This is a genomic window from Streptomyces sp. NPDC091271 (assembly GCF_044757505.1).
Taxonomy (GTDB): Bacteria; Actinomycetota; Actinomycetes; order Streptomycetales; family Streptomycetaceae; genus Streptomyces.
This window is the reverse complement of sequence record NZ_JBIVVD010000003.1, coordinates 735600-760326: the sequence shown is the minus strand read 5'-3', so window position 1 is coordinate 760326 and position 24727 is coordinate 735600. Positions and strand designations below refer to the sequence as shown.

The 24727-nt window shown below is 69.2% G+C and carries 23 protein-coding genes and 3 pseudogenes; 16 read left to right on the top strand and 10 right to left on the bottom strand.

Features of this window, described 5'->3' with window-relative positions; all coding sequences use genetic code 11:
* Positions 1–72 precede the first annotated feature (72 nt).
* On the top strand, positions 73–627 hold the full coding sequence (locus ACIQM3_RS15195; protein ID WP_401624361.1) for a TerD family protein: 555 nt from the start codon (positions 73–75) through the stop codon (positions 625–627).
* Positions 628–788: 161 nt separating this feature from the next.
* Here ACIQM3_RS15195 and ACIQM3_RS15190 read toward each other — a convergent pair whose 3' ends face one another.
* Together ACIQM3_RS15190 and ACIQM3_RS15185 are read right to left on the bottom strand one after the other, a co-directional pair.
* Positions 789–1508, bottom strand: coding sequence for a hypothetical protein (locus ACIQM3_RS15190; protein WP_401623862.1), 720 nt, complete (start codon positions 1506–1508; stop codon positions 789–791).
* Between the two features lie 192 nt (positions 1509–1700).
* On the bottom strand, positions 1701–2693 hold the full coding sequence (locus ACIQM3_RS15185) for a LacI family DNA-binding transcriptional regulator (RefSeq protein WP_401623860.1): 993 nt from the start codon (positions 2691–2693) through the stop codon (positions 1701–1703).
* 327 nt (positions 2694–3020) lie between these two features.
* Here ACIQM3_RS15185 and ACIQM3_RS15180 point away from each other — a divergent pair, with 327 nt between their 5' ends.
* The 3 genes from ACIQM3_RS15180 to ACIQM3_RS15170 all read left to right on the top strand — a co-directional run bounded on the left by ACIQM3_RS15180 (position 3021) and on the right by ACIQM3_RS15170 (position 6659).
* Entirely contained in the window at positions 3021–4739 is a 1719-nt protein-coding gene (locus tag ACIQM3_RS15180) for a discoidin domain-containing protein (RefSeq protein ID WP_401623858.1), read from the top strand.
* A 178-nt stretch (positions 4740–4917) separates the two neighbouring features.
* Complete coding sequence (locus ACIQM3_RS15175) at positions 4918–6288, top strand: DUF1996 domain-containing protein (protein ID WP_401623856.1); 1371 nt, start codon at positions 4918–4920, stop codon at positions 6286–6288.
* Complete coding sequence (locus ACIQM3_RS15170; RefSeq protein ID WP_401623854.1) at positions 6264–6659, top strand: hypothetical protein; 396 nt, start codon at positions 6264–6266, stop codon at positions 6657–6659. Before ACIQM3_RS15175 ends, ACIQM3_RS15170 begins: the two co-directional genes overlap by 25 nt.
* Before the next feature lie 223 nt (positions 6660–6882).
* Here ACIQM3_RS15170 and ACIQM3_RS15165 read toward each other — a convergent pair whose 3' ends face one another.
* The 5 genes and pseudogenes from ACIQM3_RS15165 to ACIQM3_RS15145 all read right to left on the bottom strand — a co-directional run bounded on the left by ACIQM3_RS15165 (position 6883) and on the right by ACIQM3_RS15145 (position 9649).
* Complete coding sequence (locus tag ACIQM3_RS15165) at positions 6883–8118, bottom strand: serine hydrolase domain-containing protein (protein WP_401623852.1); 1236 nt, start codon at positions 8116–8118, stop codon at positions 6883–6885.
* A 263-nt stretch (positions 8119–8381) separates the two neighbouring features.
* A complete protein-coding gene (locus tag ACIQM3_RS15160; protein ID WP_401523951.1) occupies positions 8382–8762 on the bottom strand; it encodes a DUF1048 domain-containing protein in 381 nt (126 codons plus the stop codon).
* 2 nt (positions 8763–8764) lie between these two features.
* Positions 8765–9094, bottom strand: a complete 330-nt coding sequence (locus ACIQM3_RS15155) for a PadR family transcriptional regulator (protein ID WP_363173309.1) — start codon at positions 9092–9094, stop codon at positions 8765–8767.
* Positions 9095–9212: 118 nt separating this feature from the next.
* Positions 9213–9413, bottom strand: a pseudogene (locus ACIQM3_RS15150) (Tn3 family transposase); the annotation flags it as partial.
* 35 nt (positions 9414–9448) lie between these two features.
* The gene (locus ACIQM3_RS15145; RefSeq protein ID WP_401623850.1) at positions 9449–9649 is read right to left on the bottom strand and encodes a hypothetical protein; all 201 of its coding nucleotides are present in this window, start codon (positions 9647–9649) and stop codon (positions 9449–9451) included.
* A gap of 115 nt (positions 9650–9764) precedes the next feature.
* Between ACIQM3_RS15145 and ACIQM3_RS15140 the strand changes: the two are divergent.
* Positions 9765–10040, top strand: a pseudogene (locus ACIQM3_RS15140) (SDR family NAD(P)-dependent oxidoreductase); the annotation flags it as partial.
* An 807-nt stretch (positions 10041–10847) separates the two neighbouring features.
* On the opposite strand, the gene ACIQM3_RS15135 reads toward ACIQM3_RS15140, so the two are convergent.
* Positions 10848–11798 (bottom strand): helix-turn-helix domain-containing protein, encoded by a 951-nt coding sequence (locus ACIQM3_RS15135; protein ID WP_401623848.1) that lies wholly within the window; start codon positions 11796–11798, stop codon positions 10848–10850.
* Between the two features lie 297 nt (positions 11799–12095).
* Between ACIQM3_RS15135 and ACIQM3_RS15130 the strand changes: the two are divergent.
* Positions 12096–12266, top strand: a pseudogene (locus ACIQM3_RS15130) (LLM class flavin-dependent oxidoreductase); the annotation flags it as partial.
* Positions 12267–12553: 287 nt separating this feature from the next.
* Here the strand turns inward: ACIQM3_RS15130 and ACIQM3_RS15125 are convergent.
* Positions 12554–13627 (bottom strand): helix-turn-helix domain-containing protein, encoded by a 1074-nt coding sequence (locus ACIQM3_RS15125; protein WP_401623846.1) that lies wholly within the window; start codon positions 13625–13627, stop codon positions 12554–12556.
* Positions 13628–13959: 332 nt separating this feature from the next.
* On the opposite strand from ACIQM3_RS15125, the gene ACIQM3_RS15120 reads away from it, so the two are divergent.
* The 10 genes from ACIQM3_RS15120 to ACIQM3_RS15075 all read left to right on the top strand — a co-directional run bounded on the left by ACIQM3_RS15120 (position 13960) and on the right by ACIQM3_RS15075 (position 23444).
* Positions 13960–14931: an alpha/beta hydrolase gene (locus ACIQM3_RS15120; protein ID WP_401623844.1), complete on the top strand. Its 972-nt coding sequence runs from the start codon at positions 13960–13962 to the stop codon at positions 14929–14931.
* A gap of 141 nt (positions 14932–15072) precedes the next feature.
* Positions 15073–16044 carry an alpha/beta hydrolase gene (locus ACIQM3_RS15115; protein WP_401623842.1) on the top strand — a complete coding sequence of 324 codons (972 nt, stop codon included), beginning with the start codon at positions 15073–15075 and terminating at the stop codon, positions 16042–16044.
* Positions 16045–16125: 81 nt separating this feature from the next.
* The gene (locus tag ACIQM3_RS15110; protein ID WP_401623840.1) at positions 16126–16833 is read left to right on the top strand and encodes an acetate uptake transporter family protein; all 708 of its coding nucleotides are present in this window, start codon (positions 16126–16128) and stop codon (positions 16831–16833) included.
* Between the two features lie 59 nt (positions 16834–16892).
* On the top strand, positions 16893–17303 hold the full coding sequence (locus tag ACIQM3_RS15105; RefSeq protein ID WP_401623838.1) for an SsgA family sporulation/cell division regulator: 411 nt from the start codon (positions 16893–16895) through the stop codon (positions 17301–17303).
* Between the two features lie 113 nt (positions 17304–17416).
* A complete protein-coding gene (locus ACIQM3_RS15100; protein ID WP_401623836.1) occupies positions 17417–19315 on the top strand; it encodes an amidohydrolase in 1899 nt (632 codons plus the stop codon).
* A gap of 302 nt (positions 19316–19617) precedes the next feature.
* Positions 19618–20280: a hydrolase gene (locus ACIQM3_RS15095; protein WP_401623834.1), complete on the top strand. Its 663-nt coding sequence runs from the start codon at positions 19618–19620 to the stop codon at positions 20278–20280.
* A gap of 37 nt (positions 20281–20317) precedes the next feature.
* The gene (locus tag ACIQM3_RS15090) at positions 20318–20854 is read left to right on the top strand and encodes a DoxX family protein (RefSeq protein WP_401623832.1); all 537 of its coding nucleotides are present in this window, start codon (positions 20318–20320) and stop codon (positions 20852–20854) included.
* A gap of 2 nt (positions 20855–20856) precedes the next feature.
* Entirely contained in the window at positions 20857–21429 is a 573-nt protein-coding gene (locus ACIQM3_RS15085) for a Dps family protein (RefSeq protein WP_401623830.1), read from the top strand.
* A gap of 258 nt (positions 21430–21687) precedes the next feature.
* Complete coding sequence (locus ACIQM3_RS15080) at positions 21688–22533, top strand: alpha/beta fold hydrolase (protein WP_401623828.1); 846 nt, start codon at positions 21688–21690, stop codon at positions 22531–22533.
* A gap of 29 nt (positions 22534–22562) precedes the next feature.
* Positions 22563–23444 carry an alpha/beta hydrolase gene (locus ACIQM3_RS15075; protein ID WP_401623826.1) on the top strand — a complete coding sequence of 294 codons (882 nt, stop codon included), beginning with the start codon at positions 22563–22565 and terminating at the stop codon, positions 23442–23444.
* Between the two features lie 119 nt (positions 23445–23563).
* Here ACIQM3_RS15075 and ACIQM3_RS15070 read toward each other — a convergent pair whose 3' ends face one another.
* Positions 23564–24532, bottom strand: coding sequence for a helix-turn-helix domain-containing protein (locus tag ACIQM3_RS15070; protein WP_401623824.1), 969 nt, complete (start codon positions 24530–24532; stop codon positions 23564–23566).
* Positions 24533–24727 lie beyond the last annotated feature (195 nt).

Genomic DNA, 24727 nt, shown 5'->3' with positions numbered 1-24727 from the left:
GATCCAGCTGTTCGAGCGTCACCTGAGCCGTAGTCAGTCATACTTGTCCGGTCATTCGCTGTAGTAGTTCGACTGGAGAGAGGTAGCCAACGGGTGAGCAGCGAGCGCCGTGGAGTGGGGAAGGTCTCGGTACGGCTCAAGTGGGATCCGAGCCCGTGGAATGAGTCACAACAGCATCTGGACATCATCGCCACCACCTACTCGAAAGCCGCCGCATACGGCCCGCCTGTCTACGTCGTGCACTTCGACAGCCGCTCACCGGACGGCACCATCAACATGAGTCGGCACAGCCGGACAGGGCAGGGTTTCGGCTACGTGGAAGAGATGACTCTGGAGCTCGATCGCCTCGCTTCCTCCTTCACACGGGTTGTCGTAGGTGTGGCGATTCACCAGAACGACGGCCGCAAGGCATTCGCCAACATCTCCAACGTCGGAGTTCTGGTCGTCGAGGGATATGACGAGCTCCTCAAGGACGACCTCTCTCAGGTCAGTGAATCCTGTGCGGCAACGGTCGCGGAGTTCGTACGGGACGCTTCCGGAGCGTGGACGTTTCAGCAGATGATCCGCGGGTTCGACAGTGATCCGGTGCTCTTCGCGGCCGAGATGGGCCGCTTTCCTCAGCCATAGGAGCTCGTACACGAACATGCTCGGGCCTTCTTGCAGGAACACGACCGCGCGCAGACGGTAGGCGCGGGCAGCCCAGCCGAGGCTGACGTCGCGGCCGGCGTCCGGCTGCCGCGGCGTGGCAGGCGGGTCCGGCGCCGGGGAGCGGCACAAGCAAGGTTCGGTCACTCGCCGTGGTGGATCCAGATCCGCAGCGGGCCGACCGGTTTGAACCCGACCCGGACGGCCGCCGCGAGTTCATCGCCCTGTTCGTAGCCGACGACGGAAAGGCCGGGGAACAGTCGGCCCACCGCCTGCAGCACGACCGGCCACCCGCCGTCGGGGCCACCCCCCTCCCGTGCGAAGACGTTGGAGAGGCCGACCATCTGCTCGCTGCGGCTCGCCACCGCGCCGGCGACCACGCGGCCGTCGGCGGACCGTCCGGCGAGCACGAACGTCTCGGGGTCGTCGAGCAGTCCGGGACGGAAGAGGTGCGCGTTACCGTCCCCGTCGTCCCAGGCGAGTGCCCAGGCACTGAGCCCCGCCCGGTCCCCCACCACGTCCCAGCGGAGCTCGGAGGCGGGGGCGGGCGTCCCTGCCGGGCGGTGGATCCACTGCGCCTCGAAGAGCACCTCGAAGCCGGCCTGGGTCAGGTCGAGGTCGGCGAAGCTGTCCTTGACCGAGGCACCGGCCGCCGCGGTACCGATCCGGGCCACCAGTGCGGTCCCGTCCGCGCCGGGCCCCAGCGTCACCGCGTCGGGGTAGAAGAGCGGGGTCCGTACCGGAGCGGCCCAGGCCTGCGACCCGAACTCACTTTCCAGCCCGTGCGATCGGCACATCGCCGCACACCACTCGGCGTTGTTGCGGGCGGCGGCCATCGCCAGGAACTGCTCAGGAGTCGTCACCGTGCGGATCATGACGACTGAGTCCCGGCCTGTCGAACAGTTTTCCACTCATGGTCTCCGGCTCCTCGAACAGCGCCGTCCAGCTCAGAGCTCAGAATTTGCCTCACGCACCGAAAATACGCTCTCCGGCGCGGTCGCCCAGCGGCGGACGCGGTCGCGAGAGAGGGCCTCGGAGCGCGTGCTGACGGGAGATCAGGTCGACTCGCGCACGACGAGTTCGTTCGGCATGATCACCGGCCCTGTGGGGCCGCCGTCGATCAGGCCGAGGAGCAGGTGGACGGCGGCGGTCGCCTGGTCGGCCATCGGGCTGCGCACCGAGGTGAGCGCGGGACTGGTGTAGGACGCGGCTTCTATGTCGTCGAAGCCGACGACCGCCACGTCTTCGGGGACGCGTCGGCCCGCTTGATGGAGGGTGCGCAGGGCTCCGATCGCCATCAGGTCGTTGGCTGCGAACACCGCGTCGAGGTCGGGATCGTCCTCCAGGAGCTGCCGCATGGCTTCGGCGCCGGAGGCTCTGGTGAAGTCGCCCAGTGCCACGATGGAGCGACGGCCGGTGTCACGCAGCGTCTGACGGTAGCCCTCGAGACGCTCACGCGCCTCGTACAGTTCGAGCGGCCCGGTGATGGTGGCGATCCGGCGCCGACCGCGCTCCAGGAGATGACGCACGGCCAGCGCCGCTCCGCCGGCGTTGTCCAGCGCGACGTACGGGACGTCCTGTGCGGAGGTGCGGTTGAAGGACACGACGGGCAGGCCCTGCCGGGCCAGTGCGGCCGGCAGCGGATCCGTACCGTGCAAGGCGACCAGGAGCACGCCGTCCACATGCCCGCCGGCGATGTACTGCACGACTCTGGTCCGGCTCCGGTCCGATTCCGCGAGCATGAGCACGAGCCGTTTGCCCGCCGTCTCGAGCTCTCTGCTGACGGCGCGGACCACGGCGGAGAAGAGGGGGTCGTCGGAGACGACTCCTTGGGGCGGGTCGGATACCACCACGGCGAGGGTGTCCGTGCGGCGGGTGACGAGATTGCGTGCCGCGCCGTTGGGCACGTAGCCCAACTCGTTCACGGCGCGCATGACGACGTCCCGGATCTGCGGGGCGACCGTCGTCTCGCCGTTGATGACCCGGGAGACGCTCGATTTGGACACGCCCGCTCGGGCGGCTACCACATCGAGAGTGGGGCGTTTCATACCTGTCCGTCCCCTGTGCCGCCGCCCGGGTTCGTGCGCGGGGCGGGTTTTCTCATCAGGGCGACCTCCGGCTCTGCGTCATGGCGATGCGAGCAGCGTATCCGCAGGCCGGGGCGACATGAGCGTGCTCGGAAAGGCGTCTCCTTCAGCGCCACCCCCGTGGCTGTCGGCGCGCCGCGTAGGCCACGAGGGACCGCTCCCTCCATGCGTCGTAGGTGTTACGTAGCTGTTTTTTCGAGGTGAATGAGGCCTTGACAGCCCTTACCAGTCCCTCCATCCTCCCTTCCAGGGAGCGCTCCCTGGCCTCCCCCACTTGAGGAGTCGCCCATGCAAGCGCCGCTGCGTCGCTTCAGCTTATTTTTGGCCCTCGCGGCCGCACTGCTCACTTTCATCGCTCTCCCTACTCCTTCCGCGCAGGCGGCGGAGGTGCTGCTCTCTCAGGGAAAGCCCACCACCTCCTCGAGTACCGAGGGAAACTTCAGCGCTCCTGGCGCCGTCGACGGCGACCCCGGGACGCGCTGGTCCAGCGCCTTCGCCGACCCGCAGTGGATTCAGATCGACCTCGGGGCGAGTGCCGGGATCAGCCGGGTCGTCCTCAACTGGGAAGCCGCGTACGGCACGGCGTTCAGGATCGAGGTATCGAGCGACGCGGAGAGGTGGACCGTCGTCCACCAGGCAGCGGCGGGCACGGGCGGCACCCAGAACCTGGCCGTTTCCGGCACCGGCCGCTACGTGCGCATGTACGGCACGCAGCGCGCCACCTCTTACGGCTACTCGCTGTGGGAGTTCCAGGTGTACGGCACCGCCGGCGGTCCCGGCGGCGACGCCGCCAGGCTGCTCTCCTACGGCAGGCCGGGCGCGGCTTCCTCTTCCCAGAGTGACCAGAACTGCTGGGAGTGCACACCGGCCAGGGCTTTCGACCGGGATCCGGCCTCTCGCTGGTCCACGAGCTCCACCACGGGATGGACCGATCCAGGCTGGATCTCCGTCGATCTCGGTGCGACGGCGCAGATCGACAAGGTCGTCCTGCAGTGGGATCCCGCCTACGCCAAGTCCTTCCAGATCCAGGTCTCGTCGAATGGAGCCGACTGGACACCGATCTATTCGACGACGTCCGGCACGGGCTTCAAGCAGACGCTGGCCGTCTCCGGCACCGGCCGCTATGTGCGCATGTACGGGACGCAGCGCGCCACCCCTTACGGCTACTCGCTGTGGGAGTTCCAGGTGTATGGCACCGGCGGCGCTCCGATCCAGCCTCCGCCCCTGCCGAGTGACCCCGCGAACCCCCCGCGACTGGTGTGGAGCGACGAGTTCGACGGCGCCGCGGGCGGCAAACCCGACTCCTCGAAGTGGAGGGCCGACCCGGGCACCGGGCCGAACAACGAGCTGGAGTACTACACCGACCACCGCAACGCCGCACTGGACGGGGCGGGACACCTGGTGATGGAGGCACGCAAGGAGGTCACCGCCGGATCGTCGTGCCCGCCCGACCCGCTGAGCGGCAGCACCACGTGCCAGTACACCTCGGCGCGGATGAACACCGGCGCGACGTTCCAGTTCACCTACGGGCGCGTCGAAGCACGCATCAAGGTGCCCAAGGGCAACGGTCTGTGGCCCGCCTTCTGGATGATGGGCGCCGACTTCCTGACGGGCCGGCCGTGGCCGTACAACGGCGAGATCGACATCATGGAGATCCTCGGCAAGGACGTGAAGACCGCTTACTCGACCGTCCACGCGCCCGCCTACAACGGCGGAGGCGGAATCGGCGCGCCGTACACACTGCCCGGGAACGCCGACTTCTCCGACGACTTCCACACCTGGGTCGCCGACTGGAACAGCAAGGGCATCACCTACAGCCTGGACGGCCGGACCGTTCTGACTCTCGACAAGGAGCAGGTGGAGCAGACGCGCGGGCCGTGGATCTTCGACCACCCTCACTACCTGATCCTCAACCTGGCGGTCGGAGGCGACTGGCCGGGCCCGACAGACGCCGGCACCCCCTTCCCCGCCAAAATGCTCGTCGACCACGTGCGGGTCTATCAGTAACCCCTGGCCGCCCGGTGACCGCGAAGGCCCCGGGCGGCTCCGCCCACCCTCTGCGGGCGGCGGTCCGAGACACCCGAATCCCCCTGCGGGCAGACGTCTCTGTCCGCCTCCCGCTCCTCCATCGCTGTACTTCGGCGAGATGCGGCCCCGTCACCCCTGATGCCCGTAAGGAAGTGAAATGCGCAGATATTCCGTCCATCTGTACACAGTGCTGGCGAGCGCTCTGGCGGTCGTGCTGGCCGCCGCCCTGAGCTTGACCGTATCGACCCAGCAGGCCCAGGCCGCGACGGTCACCGTCCAGGCCGAGTCCTACGCAGCCCAGTCGGGTGTCGCGTCGGAGGCGACCGGGGACATCGGGGGCGGGCAGAACGCCGCGTTCCTCGCCAACGGCGACTGGATGCGCTTCGACAGCGTCGACCTCGGCGCGGCCGGCCGGCTGACGGTGTCGGCCCGGATCGCGTCCGCCGTCGGCTCGGGCACGGTGGAATTCCGGACCGGCAGCCTGACCGGACCACTGCTCGCCGTCATACCGGTCTCCCCGACCGGCGGCTGGCAGACCTGGGCGACCCAGGCCACCGACGTCACCACCCATCCCACCGGTTCACAGACGGTGTTCGCCGTGCTGCGCAGCACAGCGGCCGGTGACTTCGTCAACATCAACTGGTTCTCCTTCGTCGGCGCGGGCGACAGCCCGGCGGCCGGATGGGTCCCCGTCGACCAGGCCAAGTGGGACGCCCAGCTGGCGCAGTTCCGTGCGATGACACCCGCCGCGGTGCCCGCCGGTATCGTCCGGGTCCCGGAGTTCAACGCCACCTGCTCCTACAGTCACTCCAAGCCGGACGACCCCATCGTCCTGCCGGGCCTGCCCGGTGCGTCCCACATGCACAGCTTCTTCGGCAACAAGAGCACCGACGCGTTCTCCACGACCCAGTCGCTGCTGACCAACACACCCACCAGTTGCACCCCTGCCGACGACCTCTCGGCGTACTGGATCCCGACCCTGTACGAAGGCGACAAGGCCGTCGAAGCCGAGGGCATGATCGTGTACTACGGTTCCCGGCTCGTCGACCCCTCGGCGACCGTGCCCTTCCCGCAGGGGTTCCGCATGATCGCGGGCAACGCCAAGACCCAGACGCCCACCCCGGCGGGCTCGCCGGGCCAGTACTGGTGCGCCGGCGAGGGCGGTGAGATCGGCCGCAGCGCCGACGGCAACTGGCCGCGCTGCGCCCCCAAGGCCCACCTCACCCACCAACTCGTCTTCCCCGACTGCTGGGACGGCAAGAACCTCGACAGTCCCGACCACAAGTCGCACGTGGCGACCACCTACGACGGCAAGTGCAGCGGCGCCTACCCTGTCGCCATCCCCAACCTCTCCTTCGTCGTCAGTTATCCGACCAGCGGCAGCACCGCGGGCTTCCGGCTCGCCTCGGGCATGGCATCGTCCATCCACGGCGACTTCTTCAACGCCTGGGACAACGCCGGTCTCGGGCACCGTGTGAAGGACTGCATCACCCAGAAGGCCAAGTGCAACTCCGCCGGCACATTCTGACCCTGTGGTCGGCATGCGCCATGGTGGTGGCGCTGCCGGCCGTCGGCTGCACCTCGCAGCCGACGGCCGGCGCGTCGCCGGGACCGGCCTGCAACGCTACCGACACCGCGTGGATCCTGTTGATGATCCCCATGACCGAGCGCGCACGGCTCCTGACCGATCTGGCTCCCTCCCGCACGGCGGACCCGGGCCTGGCCAAGCTGGCGGCGCAGACCGGATCGACACTGCGCGGAGACCTCCGCCGACTGCGCGCGGTGCTGCGTCTCTCAGGCGTCCCCGGTGAGCACGAGCGTCTCCCCCAACGGCCGTGGGACCTCTACATGACGCCCTCTCAGGCGATCGCCACAAAAGGCCAGGTCAGATGCATCTGAAGTGCGCCGACTGGTGGGGCGGGTGGGACTCGAACCCGTGGGCGTGACGCCTTTCACCTGCGGCGATGCCGGAGTAACGGACATAGCCACCCGTTTCCATCCGGCTACATCCCCCTCGATCCGGCTCGGATGGGGGTCGGTTAGGTGTTCGCCATCGTTTGACGACAGGCGGGACGGGTGGGCGACCTGTGAGGTTCGTCAGGCCGACCCGGTGAGTGGCGGATCAGTCTTCGATGGCCTGGTAGAGGGTGGTCCAGAAGTCGTGGATGAGCCGTGCCGAGTCCGGTGTGGACATCCCGGTCTGGGTGAGCAGGATGCCGACGAGCTGGTTGTGCGGGTCGGCGTAGGTGGTGGTGCCGGCGCCGCCGTCCCAGCCGAACTGGCCGACGGGCGCGTAGTCGCCGCGGTAGGTGCGCACCGCCATCCCGAAGCCCCAGCCGCCATGCTGTCCCTGGCCGTGCGAGAGGTGGACGACGTTGCGGGCCCAGGTCTCCCGGGCGGCCGCCTGCTCGGGGGTGAGGCGGTTGGTGGTCATCAGCTCGACGGCGGGCCGGGACAGGATGCGTTCGGTGCCGTGCTTGCCGTGGTTGAGCAGCATGCGGAAGTAGGCGTGGTAGTCGTCGGCGGTGGAGTCGAGTCCGCCGCCGCTGGACGGGAAGACCGGGGGCGTGCTGTGCCGTCCGCCCTCGGCCGGGTCTTCGATGGTGAACTCGCCGGTCTGAGGGTCGGGCGCGTACAGCGGCGGCAGCCGGTCGATCTTGTCGGCGGGGACGTGGAATGCGGTGTCCTTCATGCCCAGCGGGTCGAAGATGCGTGTCCGCAGGAACGTCTCGAAGGGCTGTCCCGTGACGCGGGCCACGAGCACTCCGAGCAGGTCGTCGCTGACGTTGTACAGCCACCGCTCGCCGGGCTGGTACATCAGCGGAAGGGTGGCCAGACGGCGTATCCACTCATCGGGCTCGACTGCCGGCAGCAGCCATCCGTTCTCGCCGTAGACCTTGTGCTCGAAGTAGGCGCTCATCATCGGGGAGCCCATCGCTGTCATGTCCAGCCCGAGCCCGCTGGTGGAGGTGAGCAGGTCCCGCACAGAGATCGGGCGTCGTGCCGGGACGGTTTCGCCCAGCGGGCTGTCGGGCCGCTTGAGGACCTGCCGGTCGGCGAGTTCAGGGAGCCATCGATCGATGGGGTCGTCAAGTCGCAGTCGGCAGTCGTCCAGCAGCACCATGGTCGCGGCGACCGCGACCGGTTTGGTGGTCGAGGCCATGCGGAAGATGGTGTCCCGGCGCATCGGTTCGCTGCTGTCATGGCGCATCGTTCCGAGCGCTTCGACGTGGGTTTCCTCGCCTCGGCTGACCAGGGCGACGAGCCCGGGAATCTTGTTGGATTCCACGTGACGTGCCAGTACCTCACGGAGCTTGCCCAGTCCGGCCTCGGAGAAGCCGTTGTTGTTCTTGGTCATCATGGATGTCCTCAAGTAGGTGTCGCTCTTGCGTGATCGTCACGGCGTGGCTCTCATGGGCTGTACCTGGGTGGATCTGGGGTGGCTGGCGTGCAACCGTGCGGGCAGCAGCCATTGAGCCGTTCATGACAGTTGCTGGCTCATATGCAGCCGTGGGCGGGTGGCGAGGAGCGGCTTGGCGGGCATGTCCGGTGGCCGCGCAGCACCGCAGGGGAGGGAAGGGGCGGCCCTGGACGCGTTGCGCCTGGCCGCCGTCAGGGCGTTCAGCCTTCCGTTCCGGCCTGTTCGCCGGTCGCGCGCTCGATGCTGTCGGTCAGCTGCTGGCGGGCACGGGCGGGGACGTAGCCACCGTCCGAGTAGTTCTCGGCGAACTCCTTGACGAACTCCGTCGGGTCCTGGCCGACGACCTCTCGGATCGGCGTCCCGTTGACCGCGGCCTGCTCAAACAGATCCGCGAGATCTTCGAACATCGACGCGTTGGCGTCGCCGTCGGTGGGGACGAAATGCATCAGGTGCCGCTCGATCGCCTCGACCGCGGCCCGATAGTTCTCGGGGAGTTCCGCGACCCGCGCCTTGTAGGCCCTCCAGCGCTTCTTGGGCCCGATCATCTTCGCGATGATCCCGCTCTTCTCTGTGTCGGACATGGTCACTTGTCTCCTTCGCGTAGCTGTTCCAGCCGTTGTGTGAGGAAGTTCCAGGTCTGCCAGAACTCTTCGAGGTACTTGCGCCCCTCGGCATTGAGGGAGTGCACCTTGCGTGGCGGCCCCTTCTCCGAGGGGACCTTCTCCACGTCGACGAGACCGCGCTTCTCCATCCGCAGCAGCAGCGCGTAAATGGTTCCTTCGGCGAGGTCGGAGAACCCCTGCTCCCGCAACCGCGTAGTGATCTCGTAGCCGTAGGCGGGCCGGCCGGACAGGGACGCGAGGATGACGCCTTCGAGCGTCCCCTTGAGCATCTCGCTGAGCAGCTTGGCCATGGAATACCTCCTTCCCGCGCTAGTTAGCGCCGTTGAGTACTGGTACACAGTAACGCTGACTACCGGTACTTAGCAAGAAGGAATAGCGGCGATGGCCCGAGCTGCACCGTCCCAGGGCGACGGCAGCATCGATGTACTTCGTGGTCCAGAGCACGATGGCGTTGAGGACCAGGCCGAGCGCGCCGAACTGGTCCTCCATGCCGTCCCGGTACGCTTGGTGAATGGTGCCGCGCTTGCCGTGGCACACGTCCCGGGCCAGCTTGTGGCGGGACTCCTGCACAGTGAGCTGCCGGTTCATCTGCCGCCGGTAGGTGTCGTCGACCACCAACGAGACCACCGTGGCAGCCGCGGTCATCACGGCGGCGCGCGGGGCGACTCCTCCAGCGCCGCCCACAGCACGGCCACGTCCAGGTCCGTGCCGTGCTCCTCGACCAGCTCCAGTTCCTCGAACAGCACCTTCGCCGCCCGCGCCAGCGTGCGCGACGCCTTCTCCAACTGCGGCAGCGTCGACAGCCGCTCCCTCTCCGTCTTCCGCCCGGTTCGTCGCCCACGCACGTCCGTGATCACGGGCGCCCGGCCCAGCACCACATTCCGAGGGGGAGACTCATGACCGCACAACCGCTCGCAGGCAGGCAGGCAGGCAGGCAGGCAGGCAGGCAGGACAGCATTGGTGACCGGAGGGTCGCGAGGAGTCGGAGCCGGCATCGTCGCGCGCCTGGCGGCCGACGGCGCGGCGGTGGCGTTCACCTACGCCCGGTCCAACGAGCGCGCGGACGCCGTAGTAGCCGCCGCAATCGCGTCGGGAGGTACCGCGTTCGCCATCCGCGCCGACAGCATGCGCGAACAGGACGTCGAAACCGCTGTCACGCGGACCGTAGAGCGGTCCGGCAGCCTGGACATTCTCGTGAACAACGCCGCAGTGGGCTCCTTCGCGCCGATCACCGACCTGACGCGGACGATGCCCCGCTCGACCCCACCGACGACGAAGGCGAGCGTCGGCGTCCTTGCGCGGAAAGATCGTTTCCCGAGGCGAGGAAGGGCAAGCGGCCTGGGCCACGACGATCTCGTCCGGCGTGACGTCACCCCGGCCTGGGTGAACGAGTCATGGCTGACGGACATCACCGAACACCCCACCAGTGAGGCAAGACGCCTCGTCGTTGGAGTCGCCCGGGCGGTGGCCGAGGAGATCGGCGCCGACCGGGTCGGCATCCGCCTGTGTACCAGGCCGAGCAGAGCACCGCTCCGATCGACGTGACCGCCCTGGCGCACGGCCGTGGGATCGTTCAACGACGCCCCCACGGAGGCGTTGCTACAAAACCCCAGGTCAAAGCCGTTCAGAACTCATCTTTGACTCGCGGGGACCACGTTCGCCACACCGCCGTGAGGCGACCGCCACACGCAAAATACCCACGGAAAACGTGTTTCCGCAGGTCAGAACGTTTCCGCAGGGTAAAACTGGTGGGGCGGGTGGGACTCGAACCCAAAAGCGTGACGCCTCTCACCTGCGGAAACACCACAGAGGCGGACATTCACATCCTGCTGGATCCCGCTGCATCCGCCTCGATCCCCGGTAGCGGCCGTGCGGTGCGGTACGTACCGCACGGCTGCGGGGCATTTCGGTGCCCGCAGCGGGAGTCGGTCCGCCCGGCGCATCCGCTGCACGGCAGCCTCGGCCATCTCAGCCCCGTTGAATACGAGACCGCACTCGCAGCCTGACCACCACACCAATGGTGTCCGTCAAAGCGGAACAAGCTCAGGGATCGCACCCGAGGGAAGTCGGGCTCGCCGCAGGGGTGCTCTCCGATGCCATGGCCGACGCCGGGAGGTTCTCGCCCGGCGTGCGCATCTGCCTCCAGTCCCGCGGGGACATGCCGTATCTGCTGCGGAAGGCTCGGCTGAAGTGGGCGGCGTTGGCGAAACCCCAGCGCTGGGCCACCGAACTCACCTTCACCGGTCTCCCGTCGCCTCTTCCGAGCTCACGTCGGCATTCCTCCAGTCGGCGCTGCTGTATCCATCGGCTGACTGTGCCGTTCTCTCCTTCGAAGAGCTTGTGCAGGCGGCGGACGGACACATAATGTGCGGCCGCTATGGTCTCCGGGCACAGTCGGGCGTCCCCGAGCTGTGCGTTCACCCACCGCCGTATGCCGTCCGTCAGCTCGCGATCACTGTTCCGGGGTGCGCGTTCGGTCGCTTCGGCGACCAGGATTCCGACCAGGTCGGCCAGCTGGTTACGCAGCCGCTCTGCCACGCATTCTCCATACGGGTCCACCACTGTGCTCATGGTGGTGAGAAGGGGACCCAACAGAGCGGCGGTTCCCGTTGTGGTGGGGTACACCCGGCCGGATGTGCGCGCGAGCAATTCCTCGGAGCAGGGCAGTTGGTAGCGGGGCACGCGTAGCACGACCAGCTCACACCGGCTCGCCTCGGTCACAGTGACGGGGCGTTCGGAATCAATCAGGAGGAGACTGTCCGCGTCCAGCAGGACGGGCGACGCCGGGGTGAGCAGGAGCGTCCCTTCAACGGGTGCGCAGACCATGATGTCGCGGAGACCGGATTCGGCCGTCGGCGCTTCCGGCAAAGAACGCGCACCGCTGAGTCTTTCGCCGCTGATGATCTCGACGCGGACGTGAGGGGTCCCCGCCGCGCGCACACTGTCGCGCGCCGACTCGGGAAGAGGATGCGGAGACGGCGGGACGAAGTGCACTGCGAACTCCCCGGGGTCTACGTGCGGAGGGACCGGCGATACTTCTCACCTCTCCCAATCTCCTGCCTACGGGACGTCTCGGCGTAAGTCGTTTGACCTGCTGGTGTGCAGCAGCCATCGCAGCCGGAAGGCCGGGGGTGAGCGACGGCCCCCGCGGCCGGACCACCCGCGCACGGAGCGGCACGAGATCGTTCACTGCACGGCCCCCACCGGGCCGTGCCTCTTCCTACGCTCGTCCGACGCGCAGGCGGCGACCTGGCCGGTCCACGCGCCGAGTATCGGAAGGAAGCGATGCACATGCAGTTCGGGATCTTCACCGTGGGTGACGTCACCGGTGATCCGACAACAGGCCGAACCTCGGACGAGCACGAGCGCCTCAAGGCGATCACCACGATCGCGCTGAAGGCCGAGGATGTCGGACTCGACGTCTTCGCGATGGGCGAGCATCACAACCCGCCCTTCGCACCGCCCACCGGTGTCCACACTGCGACGGCGGACTGGGGAAGCGCCGGAGACCGGACCACCGACGAACTGCCCCGGCGGATCATGCGCGCGGGGCCACGGAACTGGCCGGCCTCCTGACGGACACGAACCCGCCCTCCTACGCTCCCGGGGAAGCGGACGACCTGGAGGGAATACGCATGTTCGAGACCCAGCTGCGGCAGGTCGGGGTGCCTCCCGCCTCGTAGGGGGGGGCGACACCGAGCTGTCGCGGTCCCCAGGGACGCCGAGTGCCTGCCGCGCGGCGGGGGCAGTCACCCGCCGGTGGTCTGCCCGGACGACATCAGTGTGACCAGCTCCTCCGCACGGGGGTGCGGAGGACGACTTGCGTCTGCGCCGGACGCGGTCGGACTCAGCTGCGGGGTTCCCGCGAGTCTCCACTGGCGCGGGGACAGTCCGTACACTCCCTTGAACGTACGGCTGAAGTGGGCGGGGGTGTGAAACCCCCATCTCCGTGCCACCGCCGAGATCGTCGGGGTGGCACGTCCGCGCCGCCCCAGTTCCCTCCCGCACTCCTCGACCCGGCGCTGTTGGATGAGCCGTCCTACCGTCACCCCCTCTCCTTCGAAGAGCCGGTGCAGGTAGCGCACCGAGATGTGATGGGCCTCGGCGACACGTTCCGGCGTCAGCTCCAGGTCACCCAGGTTGCGGTCGATGAACTGGCGGATGAGTGACACGAGATGGGTCCGCGCACTGCCCCGTGGCCGGTGCTCCTCGCCCAGTAGCTCATCGATCAGGAGGGTTACGAACCCGACCGTGCTTCCGGCGAGCAGATCACCGGCGCCCGAAGGCAGCTGGGCCGCGATCCGGGGCAATCGCTCCAGAAACGGGATCAGGAGACCGGCCACCCCCTCCCCGGGCGGGATCGCGCGGCCGGAGATCCGGTGCATGCGATCGGCGGGCTGCCCAAGCACCTGCTCGGGCAGGGACACCAGCAACAGCCGGAAAGGTTGGCGCTGTTCCAGCGAGAACGGCCGTCGCACGTCGATGAACGCCGCGTGCCCCGGAGGCAGTGCGGTGCTCCGTCCGTCCTGGGTGAGCGCGGCCATGCCCGACTGCTGCACGACGACGGCTACCTGAGTGCCCGGACTCCGGGCGATGAGACGAGGCGTACGCGTCACGCGCAACGGGCCTGCCGACAGCGACAGGAGACCCAAGTAGCCGAGGTGAGCGACCATCTGTGTGGGATCGGCGGGCGTCGCATCAGTGCCGGGAGGCGTCCGCAGCACGAACCGGACCGGGGCGAGCAGGTCGTCGAAGGCGTCATGCCACGCCCGCGGCGTCCCGTCGTCCGGTCTCTCCGTCAGTTCCCGCAGGAATTCCGTCACTCGCGCTCCTCGCGTCGGGCGGCCGCCGGCTGGGCGACCTGCCTCCTGAACGGGCGACGTGAGCGGTCACGCGCCTCTGCCTCATTTTCGGTGGGACGTGACGGCTCGATGTAGGTCATTTGACGTGCCTGCGTGAGCAGGTGCCTCCCGTCCCGGCCTCCTGGGACAACAGGTGTGCGCGGAGAGACATGTGCCGTTCATACGGTCGGGCGAGGAGGCGGTGGCCCGTCCGTAGGATGGAGGCCCGGGCCCGAGCGGAAGCTCTCGGCCACGGGCCTCGAAGGCCCTGTTGTCCGTCGACCTGGGGTAGCGCCCTCGCGCAGGAGTTCGCCGTGAAATATCTCTCCGGACCGCCACTGGTCCTCGAACGGCTGGCCCAGGCATTCATCGAGGCCCATGAATGCCCTGGGGCCCCGGCCGGCACGGAGCAGCCGTCCACGCCTGCGGTGATCGCCGCGTTGCAGGGCGAAGCCGATAACGGCCCCGGCATCGAGGAGGAGTGGCTGGCCCTGCCCGGGTGTGACGGGGAGCGCATCCGCGTGCGCATCCTGCGCCCGGCCGGGAGCGAGGGGCCCTTGCCGGTCGTTCTGTATCTTCATGGGCTCGGATGGATGTGCACCACCGCCACCGCACACCAACGGCTCCTGGAAGACCTCGTCCTCGGCGCGGACGCGGCCGTCGTCGTCCCCGAGTACGACCGGCCGCCGGCCGCACGCTATCCGGTGGCCGTGGAACAGGGTTACACCGTCGTCCGCTGGATCGCCGAGAACGGTGCCGACTGGGATCTCGACGGCTGCCGCATCGCCGTGGCCGGCGCCTCCGCGGGTGCCAATCTCGCCGCATCGCTGACCCTGCTCGCCAAGGAGCGCGGAGGCGTGGAATTCCTGCACCAGGTCCTGGTCTGCCCCGTCACGGACGCTGCCATGGAAACCGCTTCGTATCGCAGGTTCGCGGAGGGCTACTTCCTCGGAAGTGCGGCCATGCGGAGCTTCTGGCAGAGCTACGTTCCCGATGCCGCGCAGCGCAGGGAGATCACCGCGTCACCGTTGCTGGCGACCACGGACGATCTGCGGGGGCTGCCTCCCGCCCTGATCCTGACCGCCGAGGCGGACATCGTACGCGACGAGGGTGAGGCGTACGCGGCGAAACTGAGGGCAGCGGGCGTTCCCGTCGTCTCCATGCGCTATCACGGCACGATCCACGGTTTCATCCTGTTCGACGTGCTGAGGGAGAGTGACGCGGGGCGGGCCGCCCGGATCCAGATCACGGACACCCTCCACGTCGCCCTGCACCAGAGCCGCTGAGCCCGCGGTGCCGGCTCGCGTGCGCCCTTGGTAAAGACCTGTGCACAGCGTGCCGTCCCGCACGGGGTGAACGGACATAACGTCCCGTTGTGCCGCCCATCGGCGGTATCGCGAACGTCCACCCGAGGAGCAGGCCGAGCCATGACCGAGCACTTTCTTCCCGTCACCCCCGTACTGGAGCCTGCTGCGGCAGCCTTTGCCGAAGCCACCGCCCGACCGCCCTATCTGTTCCAGATGCCGCCTGCCGACGGCCGCAAGGCCGTCGAGGACGTCCAGTCCGGCCCGGTGGAGGCGCACTCCGTCGACGAGGAGTGGATCACCGTCGCGGCCCCGTCGACGGGCGTGGTCAGGGCGCGCATCGTCCGTCCCGCAGGTGCCGAGGGCGACCTGCCTGTCATCCTTTACATCCACGGGGCCGGTTGGGTCTTCGGCAGTGCCCACACGCATGACCGACTGGTGAGGGAACTGGCCGTCGGTGCCGGCGCCGCCGTCGTGTTCCCGGAGTACGACCTGTCTCCGGAAAGCCGCTACCCGGTGGCCATCGAACAGAACTGGGCCGTCGCCCGCTGGATCGTGACCGACGGAGCGGCCAAAGCCCTCGACGCCACCCGCATTGCCGTCGCCGGGGACTCCGTCGGGGGCAACATGAGCGCCGCGCTCACCCTGATGGCGAAGGAGCGGGGCGGAGTGCCCCTGCTGCAACAGGTTCTCTTCTACCCCGTGACAGACGCCGCGTTCGACACCGGTTCCTACCACCGGTACGCGGAGGGCTACTTCCTGCGCCGCGACGGCATGCAGTGGTTCTGGGACCAGTACACCACCGACGAGCGGCAGCGCGACGAGATCACCGCGTCCCCGCTGCGGGCGAGCCAGGCGCAGCTGACCGGCCTTCCGCCCGCCCTGGTCATCACCGCCGAGGCCGATGTCCTGCGCGACGAGGGTGAGGCGTACGCGAACAAGTTGCGCGGTGCCGGTGTCCCGGTGACCGCTGTGCGCTACCAGGGCATCATCCATGACTTCGTCATGCTCAACGCGCTCCGGGAGACCTACGCCGCACGGTCCGCCATCGCACTGGCTGTCGAGACACTGCGCCTCGCCCTCTCGAAGAGCTGAACCGGCGACGTGGGGAGGTGCGCGCGTGCCTCCCCCTGCCTCCCAGCCCGCTCGATCCCCTTCTGACAGGCAGGCAGCGAGATGCCCCTCTCCGACAGTGAACCGAACTCCCTCACCGGCAGGCACCACGAACCCGACCTGCGTGGCATGACCCGCATCAACCTGCGTCCGATCGCCTCACCGATGCCCCTCGGCTTCTACGCCGTGGCTATCGCCTCGGTCATCGTCGGCTGTTTCCAGCTCGGCGTCTTCGAAGAAGCGGCTCACCGGGCTGTGGCCTTCACCATCCTTCCCGCGTTCGTGCTTCAACTCCTGGTGGGAATTCTGGCCTTCGGGGCGAGAGATGTCCTCGCAGCGACCCTGATGGCCTGCTTCTCTGGAACCTGGCTCGCCAGCTCCCTGGTGCTGGCCTTCGAACCGCCGGGCGGGACAGAGGTGCTGGGCGTGCTCAACCTCGCTTTCACCGTCTTCGCGATCCTGATGGCAAGCGTGGCCCGGGCCAAACGAGCCCTGTGGCTCGTGCTGTGCGTGGCCGTGCCCCGTTTCGGCGTCGCGGCCGTCTTCAACCTCACCGGTGCCGCGTGGGTGGGCACCGTGTCGGGCGCGCTTGGACTGGTGCTGGCCGGTGTGGCACTGTACGCGGCCTTCGCGCTGATGCTGGAGGACATGCGCGGCGAGCAGGTGCTGCCGATCGGCCGCAGCGGCCCAGCACACCATGCCGTCGAGGGCGACCTCAGCGTCCAACTGCGCAACCTCGAACGCGCGGCCGGTGTCCGCCGCACCCTCTGAGGCAACTGGCCGCGCCAGTACGCCCGGTAGCTTGCCGATCAGGACTCCGAGGAGTGTCCATGCAGCCTATCCAGCATGTCGTCACGGCCCAGGTGTCGACGCCGGGGCATGCCGGGGGCCAGCTGACCGTATGGCTCCGTCATCAGCCCGACGACCCCCTCGCGGTGCGGCTCGATTTCGCCCCGTGGGGCGGAGCGAGGGAGTCCACAGCGACCTGGGTCTTCGCCAGAAGCCTGCTGATTGAGGGAGTCACCGCCCCCGTCGGTGGCGGCGACGTCCGTGTTCGCCCGGGCGGCGCCCAGGAGACGGAGGTGGAGTTGCGATCCGCGCGCGGCCACTGTGTCGTGCGGTTCCGCACGGCGGCCCTACGCTCCTTCTTCGCCCGGACCGAGCCCTGGCCCCTTCAGGTCGCTGCGCAGGTCGAGAGCGACCTCGACCGGTTGCTCGACGGCATCCTGCGCCACGCGTGAGGCACGCGGCCGGTCGCTTCGCCCTCCGGTCGCGACGAGCCCGCAACCCGCCCACCGCCCGTCACTTCGGAACGCTCACCTCACTCGTATCCGTCGCTTCGAAAGCGAGAGTCATGACGACCATGCCGGTCAGCGGAATCACCCCCGCACAGCACATCGAGGACAGGGACGCCGCGGACCTGGTCGTCCGCAACGCGAAGGTCTTCACCGGTGACCGGGACCACCCCGCCGCGGGAGCGATCGCGGTGCGCGGCGGCAGGATCATCGCCCTCGGTGACGATGCCGCGATCGCCGGACACGTCGGGCCACGAACCCGTGTGGTGGACGCTCTCGGCCGCCGGATCGTCCCCGGCCTGAACGACTCCCATCTGCACGTGATCCGGGGTGGCCTCAACTACGTCCTTGAGCTGCGCTGGGACGGTGTCCCCTCGCTGCGGCAGGCCCTGGCCATGCTGCGCGAGCAAGCCGGCCGCACCCCGAAGGGCCAGTGGATACGGGTGGTCGGCGGCTGGACCGCCGAGCAGTTCGCCGAACGGCGGATGCCCACGGTCGCGGAACTGACAGCTGCCGCCCCGGACACCCCCGTCTTCGTCCTGCACCTCTACCAGTCCGCCCTCCTGAACCGGGCCGCGGTACGCGCCGCCGGCTTCACCCGCGAGACCCCGGACCCCAGGGGCGGGCAGATCGTGCGCGGGCGTGACGGCGAACCGACGGGCGTCCTGCTCGCCGCCCCCAGCGCGCTGATCCTCTACTCGACGCTGGCGGCGGCCCCCACGCTCGGCGAGGACGACAAGAAGACGTCGACCCGGCACTTCCTGCGTGAACTGAACCGGTTCGGCCTCACCTCCGCCATCGACGCGGCCGGCGGGTTCCAGAATTTCCCCGACAACTACCGCACGGTGACCGAGCTGGCCCGGGACGGCGACCTGTCCCTGCGGATCGCCTACCACCTCTTTCCGCAGAACGCCGGTCAGGAGATCGAGGACCTCAAGCGCTGGATCGAGGCCGTACGCCCGGACCAGGGTGACGAGTGGCTCCGGCTGAACGGCGCCGGGGAGAACCTGACCTGGGCCGCCGCCGACTTCGAGAATTTCGCAGAGCCCAGACCCGAACTCGCCAACGGTTACGAAGGGGATTTCGAGAAGGCCGTCCGGCTGCTTATGGAGAACGGCTGGGGTTTCCGGCTCCACGCGACCTACGACGAGACGATCCGCCGCGACTTGGCGGTCCTCGAGAAGCTGGCGGCGGACGGCCTCTTCCCCGGAGCCAACCGGTGGCTCTTCGACCACGCCGAGACGGTGTCGCCGCAGTCCCTGGAGCGGACCGCCGCCCTGGGCGGCTCGATCAGCGTGCAGAACCGTATGTCCTTCCAGGGCAAGGCGTTCGTCGACCGATACGGCGCCGAAGCCGCGATGCGCACCCCGCCGGTCAGGGAGATGCTGGAGCTCGGCCTGTCCGTGGCGGCGGGCACGGACGCCACCCGGGTCTCGTCGTACAACCCGTGGGTGGCCCTGCACTGGCTCGTCACCGGGCGCACCGTGGGTGACCTCCGTCTGTACCCGCCGGACCGGCTGGTCTCCCGGGAGAAGGCTTTGGAGATGTACACCTTGGGCGGTGCTCGTATGACGGGAGAGAGCGAGGTGAAGGGAGTCCTCAAGGCGGGGTACTTCGCTGACTTCACCGTCCTGTCACACGATTACTTCTCCGTCCACGACGACGACATTCCGCACATCGAGTCCGTACTGACCGTCGTCGGTGGCCGCTTGGTCTACGCGGCGGCGGAGTACGAGGGGCTTGACGAAGCGGTGCCGGCGGTCAGTCCGTCCTGGAGCCCGGCGGCGTACTTCGGCGGATACCAGGCCACCGTGCCACCAGGGGTGTCGGGTGCGCGCCAGGCCGACCGGCTGGCCGAGGCGGTGGGGGCCTCGGAGCAGCACCGCCAGTGGCGGGTCGCCCGGGGCTTCGCCCCCGAGAGCGCTCCGGAGGTCTTCGACCCCTGCTTCGTCCTCTGACGCCGGCCCTCGTCCACGCCCCGCGCGCCCCCTTCACGAAGGCCCTCGCTGCCGCCGGCTCCCGGCGGCAGCGAGGGCCTTCGGCATGGGCGGAAAGGGCCGGCACCGCCGTGCAGCGTGGGAACAGATGCGGCCACCCATGGATAAGTACGGGGCACGGGCGCGCGCATAACGTCAGGAGTGAACAAGGGCCGCGGGCCGAAAGGCCGCGCCGCACGGACACCGTGATCCGGGCCGTCGCACCCACGTTCCGGCATCCCTCTTCGTTCCCTTTTCCCTCCCCGTCTTCGAAAGGACCTGTCATGGTCGACTTCGACAACGTCAAGGCCGCGCCCAGCCCCGATCTGCTGACGCCCGACAACGCGATGATGCTGTTCGTGGACCACCAGCCACAGATGTTCTTCGGCGCTGCCAGCTCCGACCGGGCCGGCGTCATCAACTCCACCGTGGGCCTGGCCAAGGCAGCCACCGTCTTCGACGTCCCCGTGGTGCTGTCCACCGTCGCCGCCGAGTCGTTCTCCGGGCCCATCCTGCCGCAACTGCGTGAGGTCTTCCCGAAGCACGAGATTGTGGACCGCACCACGATGAACGCCTGGGAGGACCCGGCCCTGGTGGAGGCCGTCAAGGCCACCGGCCGAAGCAAGATCATCCTGTCCGGGCTGTGGACCGAGGTCTGTCTGGTACTCCCCGCCCTCTCCGCGCTCGGCCAGGGCTACGAGGTGTACGTCGTCGCCGACGCGTCGGCCGGCGTCACGCCCGAGGCCCACGAGCACGCCATGCAGCGCATGACCGCCGCCGGCGCCATACCGGTTACCTGGCTGCAGGTGCTGCTTGAGCTCCAGCGCGACTGGGCGCGCGGTGAGACGTACGCCCAGACCCTGAACGTCGTGAAGGAGCACGGCGGCGCCTACGGGATGGGTGTCGTCTACGCCCAGTCCATGATCGACCCCAACGCCGCGGGCTGACCCGTCCGCTGACGGACACGACTCGAGGAGCACCACCATGGACATCGGTCTGCTGATCCTTCGGCTTCTCGCCGGGCTGCTCGTCGCAGGTCACGGAGTGCAGAAGGTGAGCGTCCGGCTGGGCGGCAACGGGCTGGCGGGCGGCGCGGAGGAGTTCCGGGAGGACGGTTTCCGCGGCGGCGCCATGACGGCCCTCGCGGCCGGGGGCACCCAGATCGGGGCGGGGCTCCTCCTCGCCTCCGGCGCCCTCACCCCCTTGGCGGCGGCCGGTGTCGTCGGTGTGATGACGGTGGCCCTGACCGTCAAACTGCCGCACGGCCTGTGGGTACAGAACGACGGCTACGAGTACCCCCTGGTCCTCGTAGCCGTCCCCGCCGCACTCGCGCTCACCGGCCCCGGGCGCTGGTCCGTGGACTCGGCCCTGCACCTCACGCCCTGGCCCGCCTGGTGGGCCGTCGTCGCGGTCGCCGGCGGGACGGCCTGCGGTCTCGCCGTGCGCCTCGCGCTGCACCGTCCGGCCCCGGCCGGCACCGGGGCCGGGGCCCCTGCCCGCCCCTTGGACATCAGGAGTTGAAGATGACGACCGCCCCCTCCCGCGGCACGCAGCCGCTGCTGCACCAGAAGGGCCACGAGGTCCAGGCATTCGGCACGGTCAAGCAGATGCCGGTCGGACTCTCTCACGACGGCAGGCTTTACGCCTGTCAGCGCCTCAACCGCCTCCTCGCCGACACCCAGATGCTGTACGCGCTCTACAAGAAGCACCACTGGCTCATGCGCGGCGCCACCTTCCACCAGCTGCACCTGTTGCTGGACCAGCACGCCGGACAGCAGCTGGCGCTCGTCGACACTCTCGCCGAACGCGTCCAGAGCCTCGGGGGCGTTGCGGTGGGAGACCCTCGGCACGCTGCCGAGATGACCCGTGTGCCACGGCCGCCCGACGGCGCGGAGGACGTGGCGGCGATGCTGTCGAGACTCCTGAAAGTGCACGAGACGATCCTCGTCGACGCGCGGGAAGCGGCTCGGCGCATCGCGGAGCTGGGCGACGACGGAAGCAACGACCTGATCGTCTCCGGCGTCGTCCGGACCGGCGAGGCACAGGTCTGGTTCCTCGCCGAGCATCTGGTCGACAGCCCGCTGACACGCCCCTGATTGCTTCCTGCGGCGTTCCCGTGCTGTCGGACACCTCCAAAGCTGCCGCCCTGTGGCACTTGCAGGAAGCCGTCACCCATGAACCCCCGGCGCACACGCCGAAGGCTCCCGCGCGCGCCGGGCACCACCGCCCGGCCCGTGGCCGTCCGTCCATCCGGTACGGCCACCCGCCCGTAGACCGCCCGCCGGGCAGGGTCCGTCCCGCCCGGCCCCTCCCCCACTCCGTTTCCTTCCCGTACCGACAGAGAGCGAACTCCCATGCCCCTTCCCAAGGCCGTGTCACGCCGCACGGCGATCACGGCCGGCGCGGCCGTGGCCGCGGCGGCTGCGATCACCTCCCCCGCCTCCGCCTCCGGGCCGGCAACCGCCGGCCGGCGGCGCTCCCGGTCGGAGAAGCCCACACTCGTCCTCGTCCACGGCGCCTTCGCCGACGCCTCCAGCTGGTCGCCCGTGATCGAACGGCTTCAGCGCCGCGGATACCAGGTGATCGCCCCGGCCAACCCGCTGCGGGGGCTGCACCACGACGCGGCCTCCGTCGCCGCCGTCCTGGCGAGCGTCGAGGGACCCGTGGTGCTGGCCGGCCACTCCTACGGAGGGGCTGTCGTCTCCGAGGCGGCGGCGCATGCCCCCGGCGTCGAGGCGCTCGTCTACATCGCGGCGTTCATGCCGGATGCCGGCGAGGTGCTCGGCGAGCTGTCGGTCCGGTTCCCTGGTTCACAGCTGGCCCCCGCGCTCACCCAGGTGCCCGCGCCCGCACCCGACGGGTCCGACGGAGTCGATCTCTACCTCAGAACCGACCTCTTCCACCAGGTATTCGCCCAGGACGTACCGCCCACCACCGCGCACACGCTGGCCGCCGTGCAACGTCCGCTGAGCGCCTCCGCCTTCGGGGACCGGGCTGCGGCCGCGGCTTGGCGCGACCTGCCCTCCTGGACCCTGGTCGCCACCCAGGACCGCGGCATCCCGCCTGAGCTGCAGCGGTTCCAAGCGCGGCGGGCGGGTTCGCACACGGCGGAGGTGCGGAGCTCGCACCTCCCTCTGTACAGCGCCCCCGACAACGTGGCCGATGTGATCCGGGCCGCCGCCGACAGCGTCCGGCCCTGACCAACACCCCTCTCCCGAAGGACGGTTACATGTCGCTCCCCTCCAAGGACTCCCACGCCCGTGACCTGGCTCAGGTGGAACGGGCCAATGCCGACGGCCGGGTCCCCGTCGTGTTCGTCCACGGCCTCTGGCTGCTGCCGACCAGCTGGGAACGATGGGCCGCCGTGTTCGAGGAGGCCGGTTTCGTCCCGGTCCTGCCCGGCTGGCCCGACGACCCCGAGACGGTCGGCGAGGCCAACGCCCACCCCGAGGTCTTCGCGGGCAAGAACGTGGGACAGGTCGCCGACCACTTCAGCGACCTCGTCCGCAAGCTCGAACACGCCCCGGTGGTGGTCGGGCACTCCTTCGGTGGGCTGATCACCCAGATCCTCGCGGGCCGGGGCCTGTCCCGGGCCTCGGTGGCCATCGATCCCGCCCCGTTCCGCGGCGTGCTGCCGCTTCCCCTGTCCTCGCTGCGCGCCGCCGGCGCCGTGCTCGGCAACCCGGCCAACTACCACCGCGCGGTGCCCCTCACCTACGAGCAGTTCCGGTACTCGTTCGCCAACGCCGTCAGTGAGGCCGAGGCCAGAGAGCTGTACGACACCTTCGCCGTTCCGGCCCCGGGCGAACCGTTGTTCCAGGCGGCGGCAGCCAACGTCAACCCGTGGACGGAAGTCCGGGTGGACACGCTGGCCGCCGACCGCGGGCCACTTCTGATCATCTCCGGCGAGAAGGACCACACCGTACCGTGGGCCATCGCCAACGCCTCGTACAAGAAGCAGCTGAGGAACAAGGCCGCGGTCACGGAGATCGTGGAGATGGCCGGGCGCGGCCACGCCCTGACCATCGACAGCGGCTGGCGCGAGGTCGCCGGCACCGCGCTCGCGTTCCTACGCCGCCATGTCGACACCGGGCACACCCCCCACGGCTGACCCCTCCGCGTTTACCCTCGGCCGGCCCGTGCCCGGGCCGGCCGAGGTCCGTCATGCGCTCACGGTTCAGTACGGTCCGGCGGCGTCGGCCCCGAACGCCGGAAAGCCGGGCCACCCGGTCATCGGTTCCAGGAAGCGCGGCGCCCCTGCCGCCAGGCGCGCGGCGAAACACCGTACGCGGCCTTGAAGGCGCGGCTGAAGTGAGACGGGGAACGGAACCCCCACCGCCGTGCCAGCGCCGCGATCGGTTCCTGGACCGCGGGAAGGCGGGACAGCTCACGTCGGCAGGCGTCCAGCCGCTCGGCCCTCACCCAGTCACCGAACCCGATACCCTCCCGGGCCAGGACCGCGTACAGATGCCGGACCGATATGTGGTGCGCACGGGCGACCGTGGCCGGAGTCAGGTCGTCCTCAGCCAGGTGCGCCCGTATGTAGGCGGTGATCCTCGCACCCAGCGACTCGTACGAAAGGCCCTCGGCGGTGCACGTCTCCGCCCCGGCCGTCACCGCGGCTCGCAGCAGTTCCAGGGTGGGCACCGCCAGCAGCTGAGCGGCGCTGCCGTCACGGAGCCGGGGATCGGCGGCCAGCCGCGCGAGATAGCTGGCGGTGAGCCCCGAGACAGTGCCGTCCGCACCGAGCGTCCGGGCCGCCGATCGGCTGACGAGGGAATCCGGCAACGCCAGGTCGCCCAGCGGTACCCGGAAGAAGTGCATGTTCACCCCCCGGTCGAACAGCAGGGTGTACGGGCGCCGCGTGTCGTAGAAGGCTATGTCGCCGGGGCTCAGGACCGCGGCCCTGCCGTCCTGGACAACCGTGCTGTCGCCGGAGACCTGGAGGCTGACGAAGAGGAAGGGCTCCTCGTCGGCGGTGGTCAGCCGCGGCGTGCGGTGCACGCGGGCGGGGTTGGCCCGCACGGTGGAGACCTGCAGTGGCCCCACGCCGCTGATGACCACGTCCGCGAAGACGGATTCCGGCCTGCGCGGCAGGTCGAGTTCGACGGGAACCACCTCCCGCCGGATCGTCTGGCGCAGGGCCTCCGCACGGTCCGTGAGGGCGACCTGCGAGGTAGCCCAATTCCTGGTGACCAAGTCCTCCTCACCTTCTTTCCTCGTACGGCGGTCTCCTGGCCGACGGTACGGATTCCGGGAGTGCCGATGCACTCCGAAGGACCGTTCGAGCACGTCGGGGACAGAAGTGTGCGGGCAGGGAACAGGGCGGCTGCGGGACGGCAACGCAAGGCAGACACGCTTCCGTCCCCGTCGTAGAGTGCCGTACGGCGTGCG

Bases quoted from the DNA above. Each gene is read 5' to 3' on its own strand.
- ACIQM3_RS15185 (WP_401623860.1), bottom strand. From the start codon at position 2,693: ATGAAACGCCCCACTCTCGATGTGGTAGCCGCCCGAGCGGGCGTGTCC.
- ACIQM3_RS15180 (WP_401623858.1), top strand. From the start codon at position 3,021: ATGCAAGCGCCGCTGCGTCGCTTCAGCTTATTTTTGGCCCTCGCGGCC.
- ACIQM3_RS15175 (WP_401623856.1), top strand. From the start codon at position 4,918: ATGCGCAGATATTCCGTCCATCTGTACACAGTGCTGGCGAGCGCTCTG.
- ACIQM3_RS15165 (WP_401623852.1), bottom strand. From the start codon at position 8,118: ATGACCAAGAACAACAACGGCTTCTCCGAGGCCGGACTGGGCAAGCTC.
- ACIQM3_RS15160 (WP_401523951.1), bottom strand. From the start codon at position 8,762: ATGTCCGACACAGAGAAGAGCGGGATCATCGCGAAGATGATCGGGCCC.
- ACIQM3_RS15155 (WP_363173309.1), bottom strand. From the start codon at position 9,094: ATGGCCAAGCTGCTCAGCGAGATGCTCAAGGGGACGCTCGAAGGCGTC.
- ACIQM3_RS15115 (WP_401623842.1), top strand. From the start codon at position 15,073: ATGACCGAGCACTTTCTTCCCGTCACCCCCGTACTGGAGCCTGCTGCG.
- ACIQM3_RS15110 (WP_401623840.1), top strand. From the start codon at position 16,126: ATGCCCCTCTCCGACAGTGAACCGAACTCCCTCACCGGCAGGCACCAC.
- ACIQM3_RS15105 (WP_401623838.1), top strand. From the start codon at position 16,893: ATGCAGCCTATCCAGCATGTCGTCACGGCCCAGGTGTCGACGCCGGGG.
- ACIQM3_RS15100 (WP_401623836.1), top strand. From the start codon at position 17,417: ATGACGACCATGCCGGTCAGCGGAATCACCCCCGCACAGCACATCGAG.
- ACIQM3_RS15095 (WP_401623834.1), top strand. From the start codon at position 19,618: ATGGTCGACTTCGACAACGTCAAGGCCGCGCCCAGCCCCGATCTGCTG.
- ACIQM3_RS15090 (WP_401623832.1), top strand. From the start codon at position 20,318: ATGGACATCGGTCTGCTGATCCTTCGGCTTCTCGCCGGGCTGCTCGTC.
- ACIQM3_RS15085 (WP_401623830.1), top strand. From the start codon at position 20,857: ATGACGACCGCCCCCTCCCGCGGCACGCAGCCGCTGCTGCACCAGAAG.
- ACIQM3_RS15080 (WP_401623828.1), top strand. From the start codon at position 21,688: ATGCCCCTTCCCAAGGCCGTGTCACGCCGCACGGCGATCACGGCCGGC.
- ACIQM3_RS15075 (WP_401623826.1), top strand. From the start codon at position 22,563: ATGTCGCTCCCCTCCAAGGACTCCCACGCCCGTGACCTGGCTCAGGTG.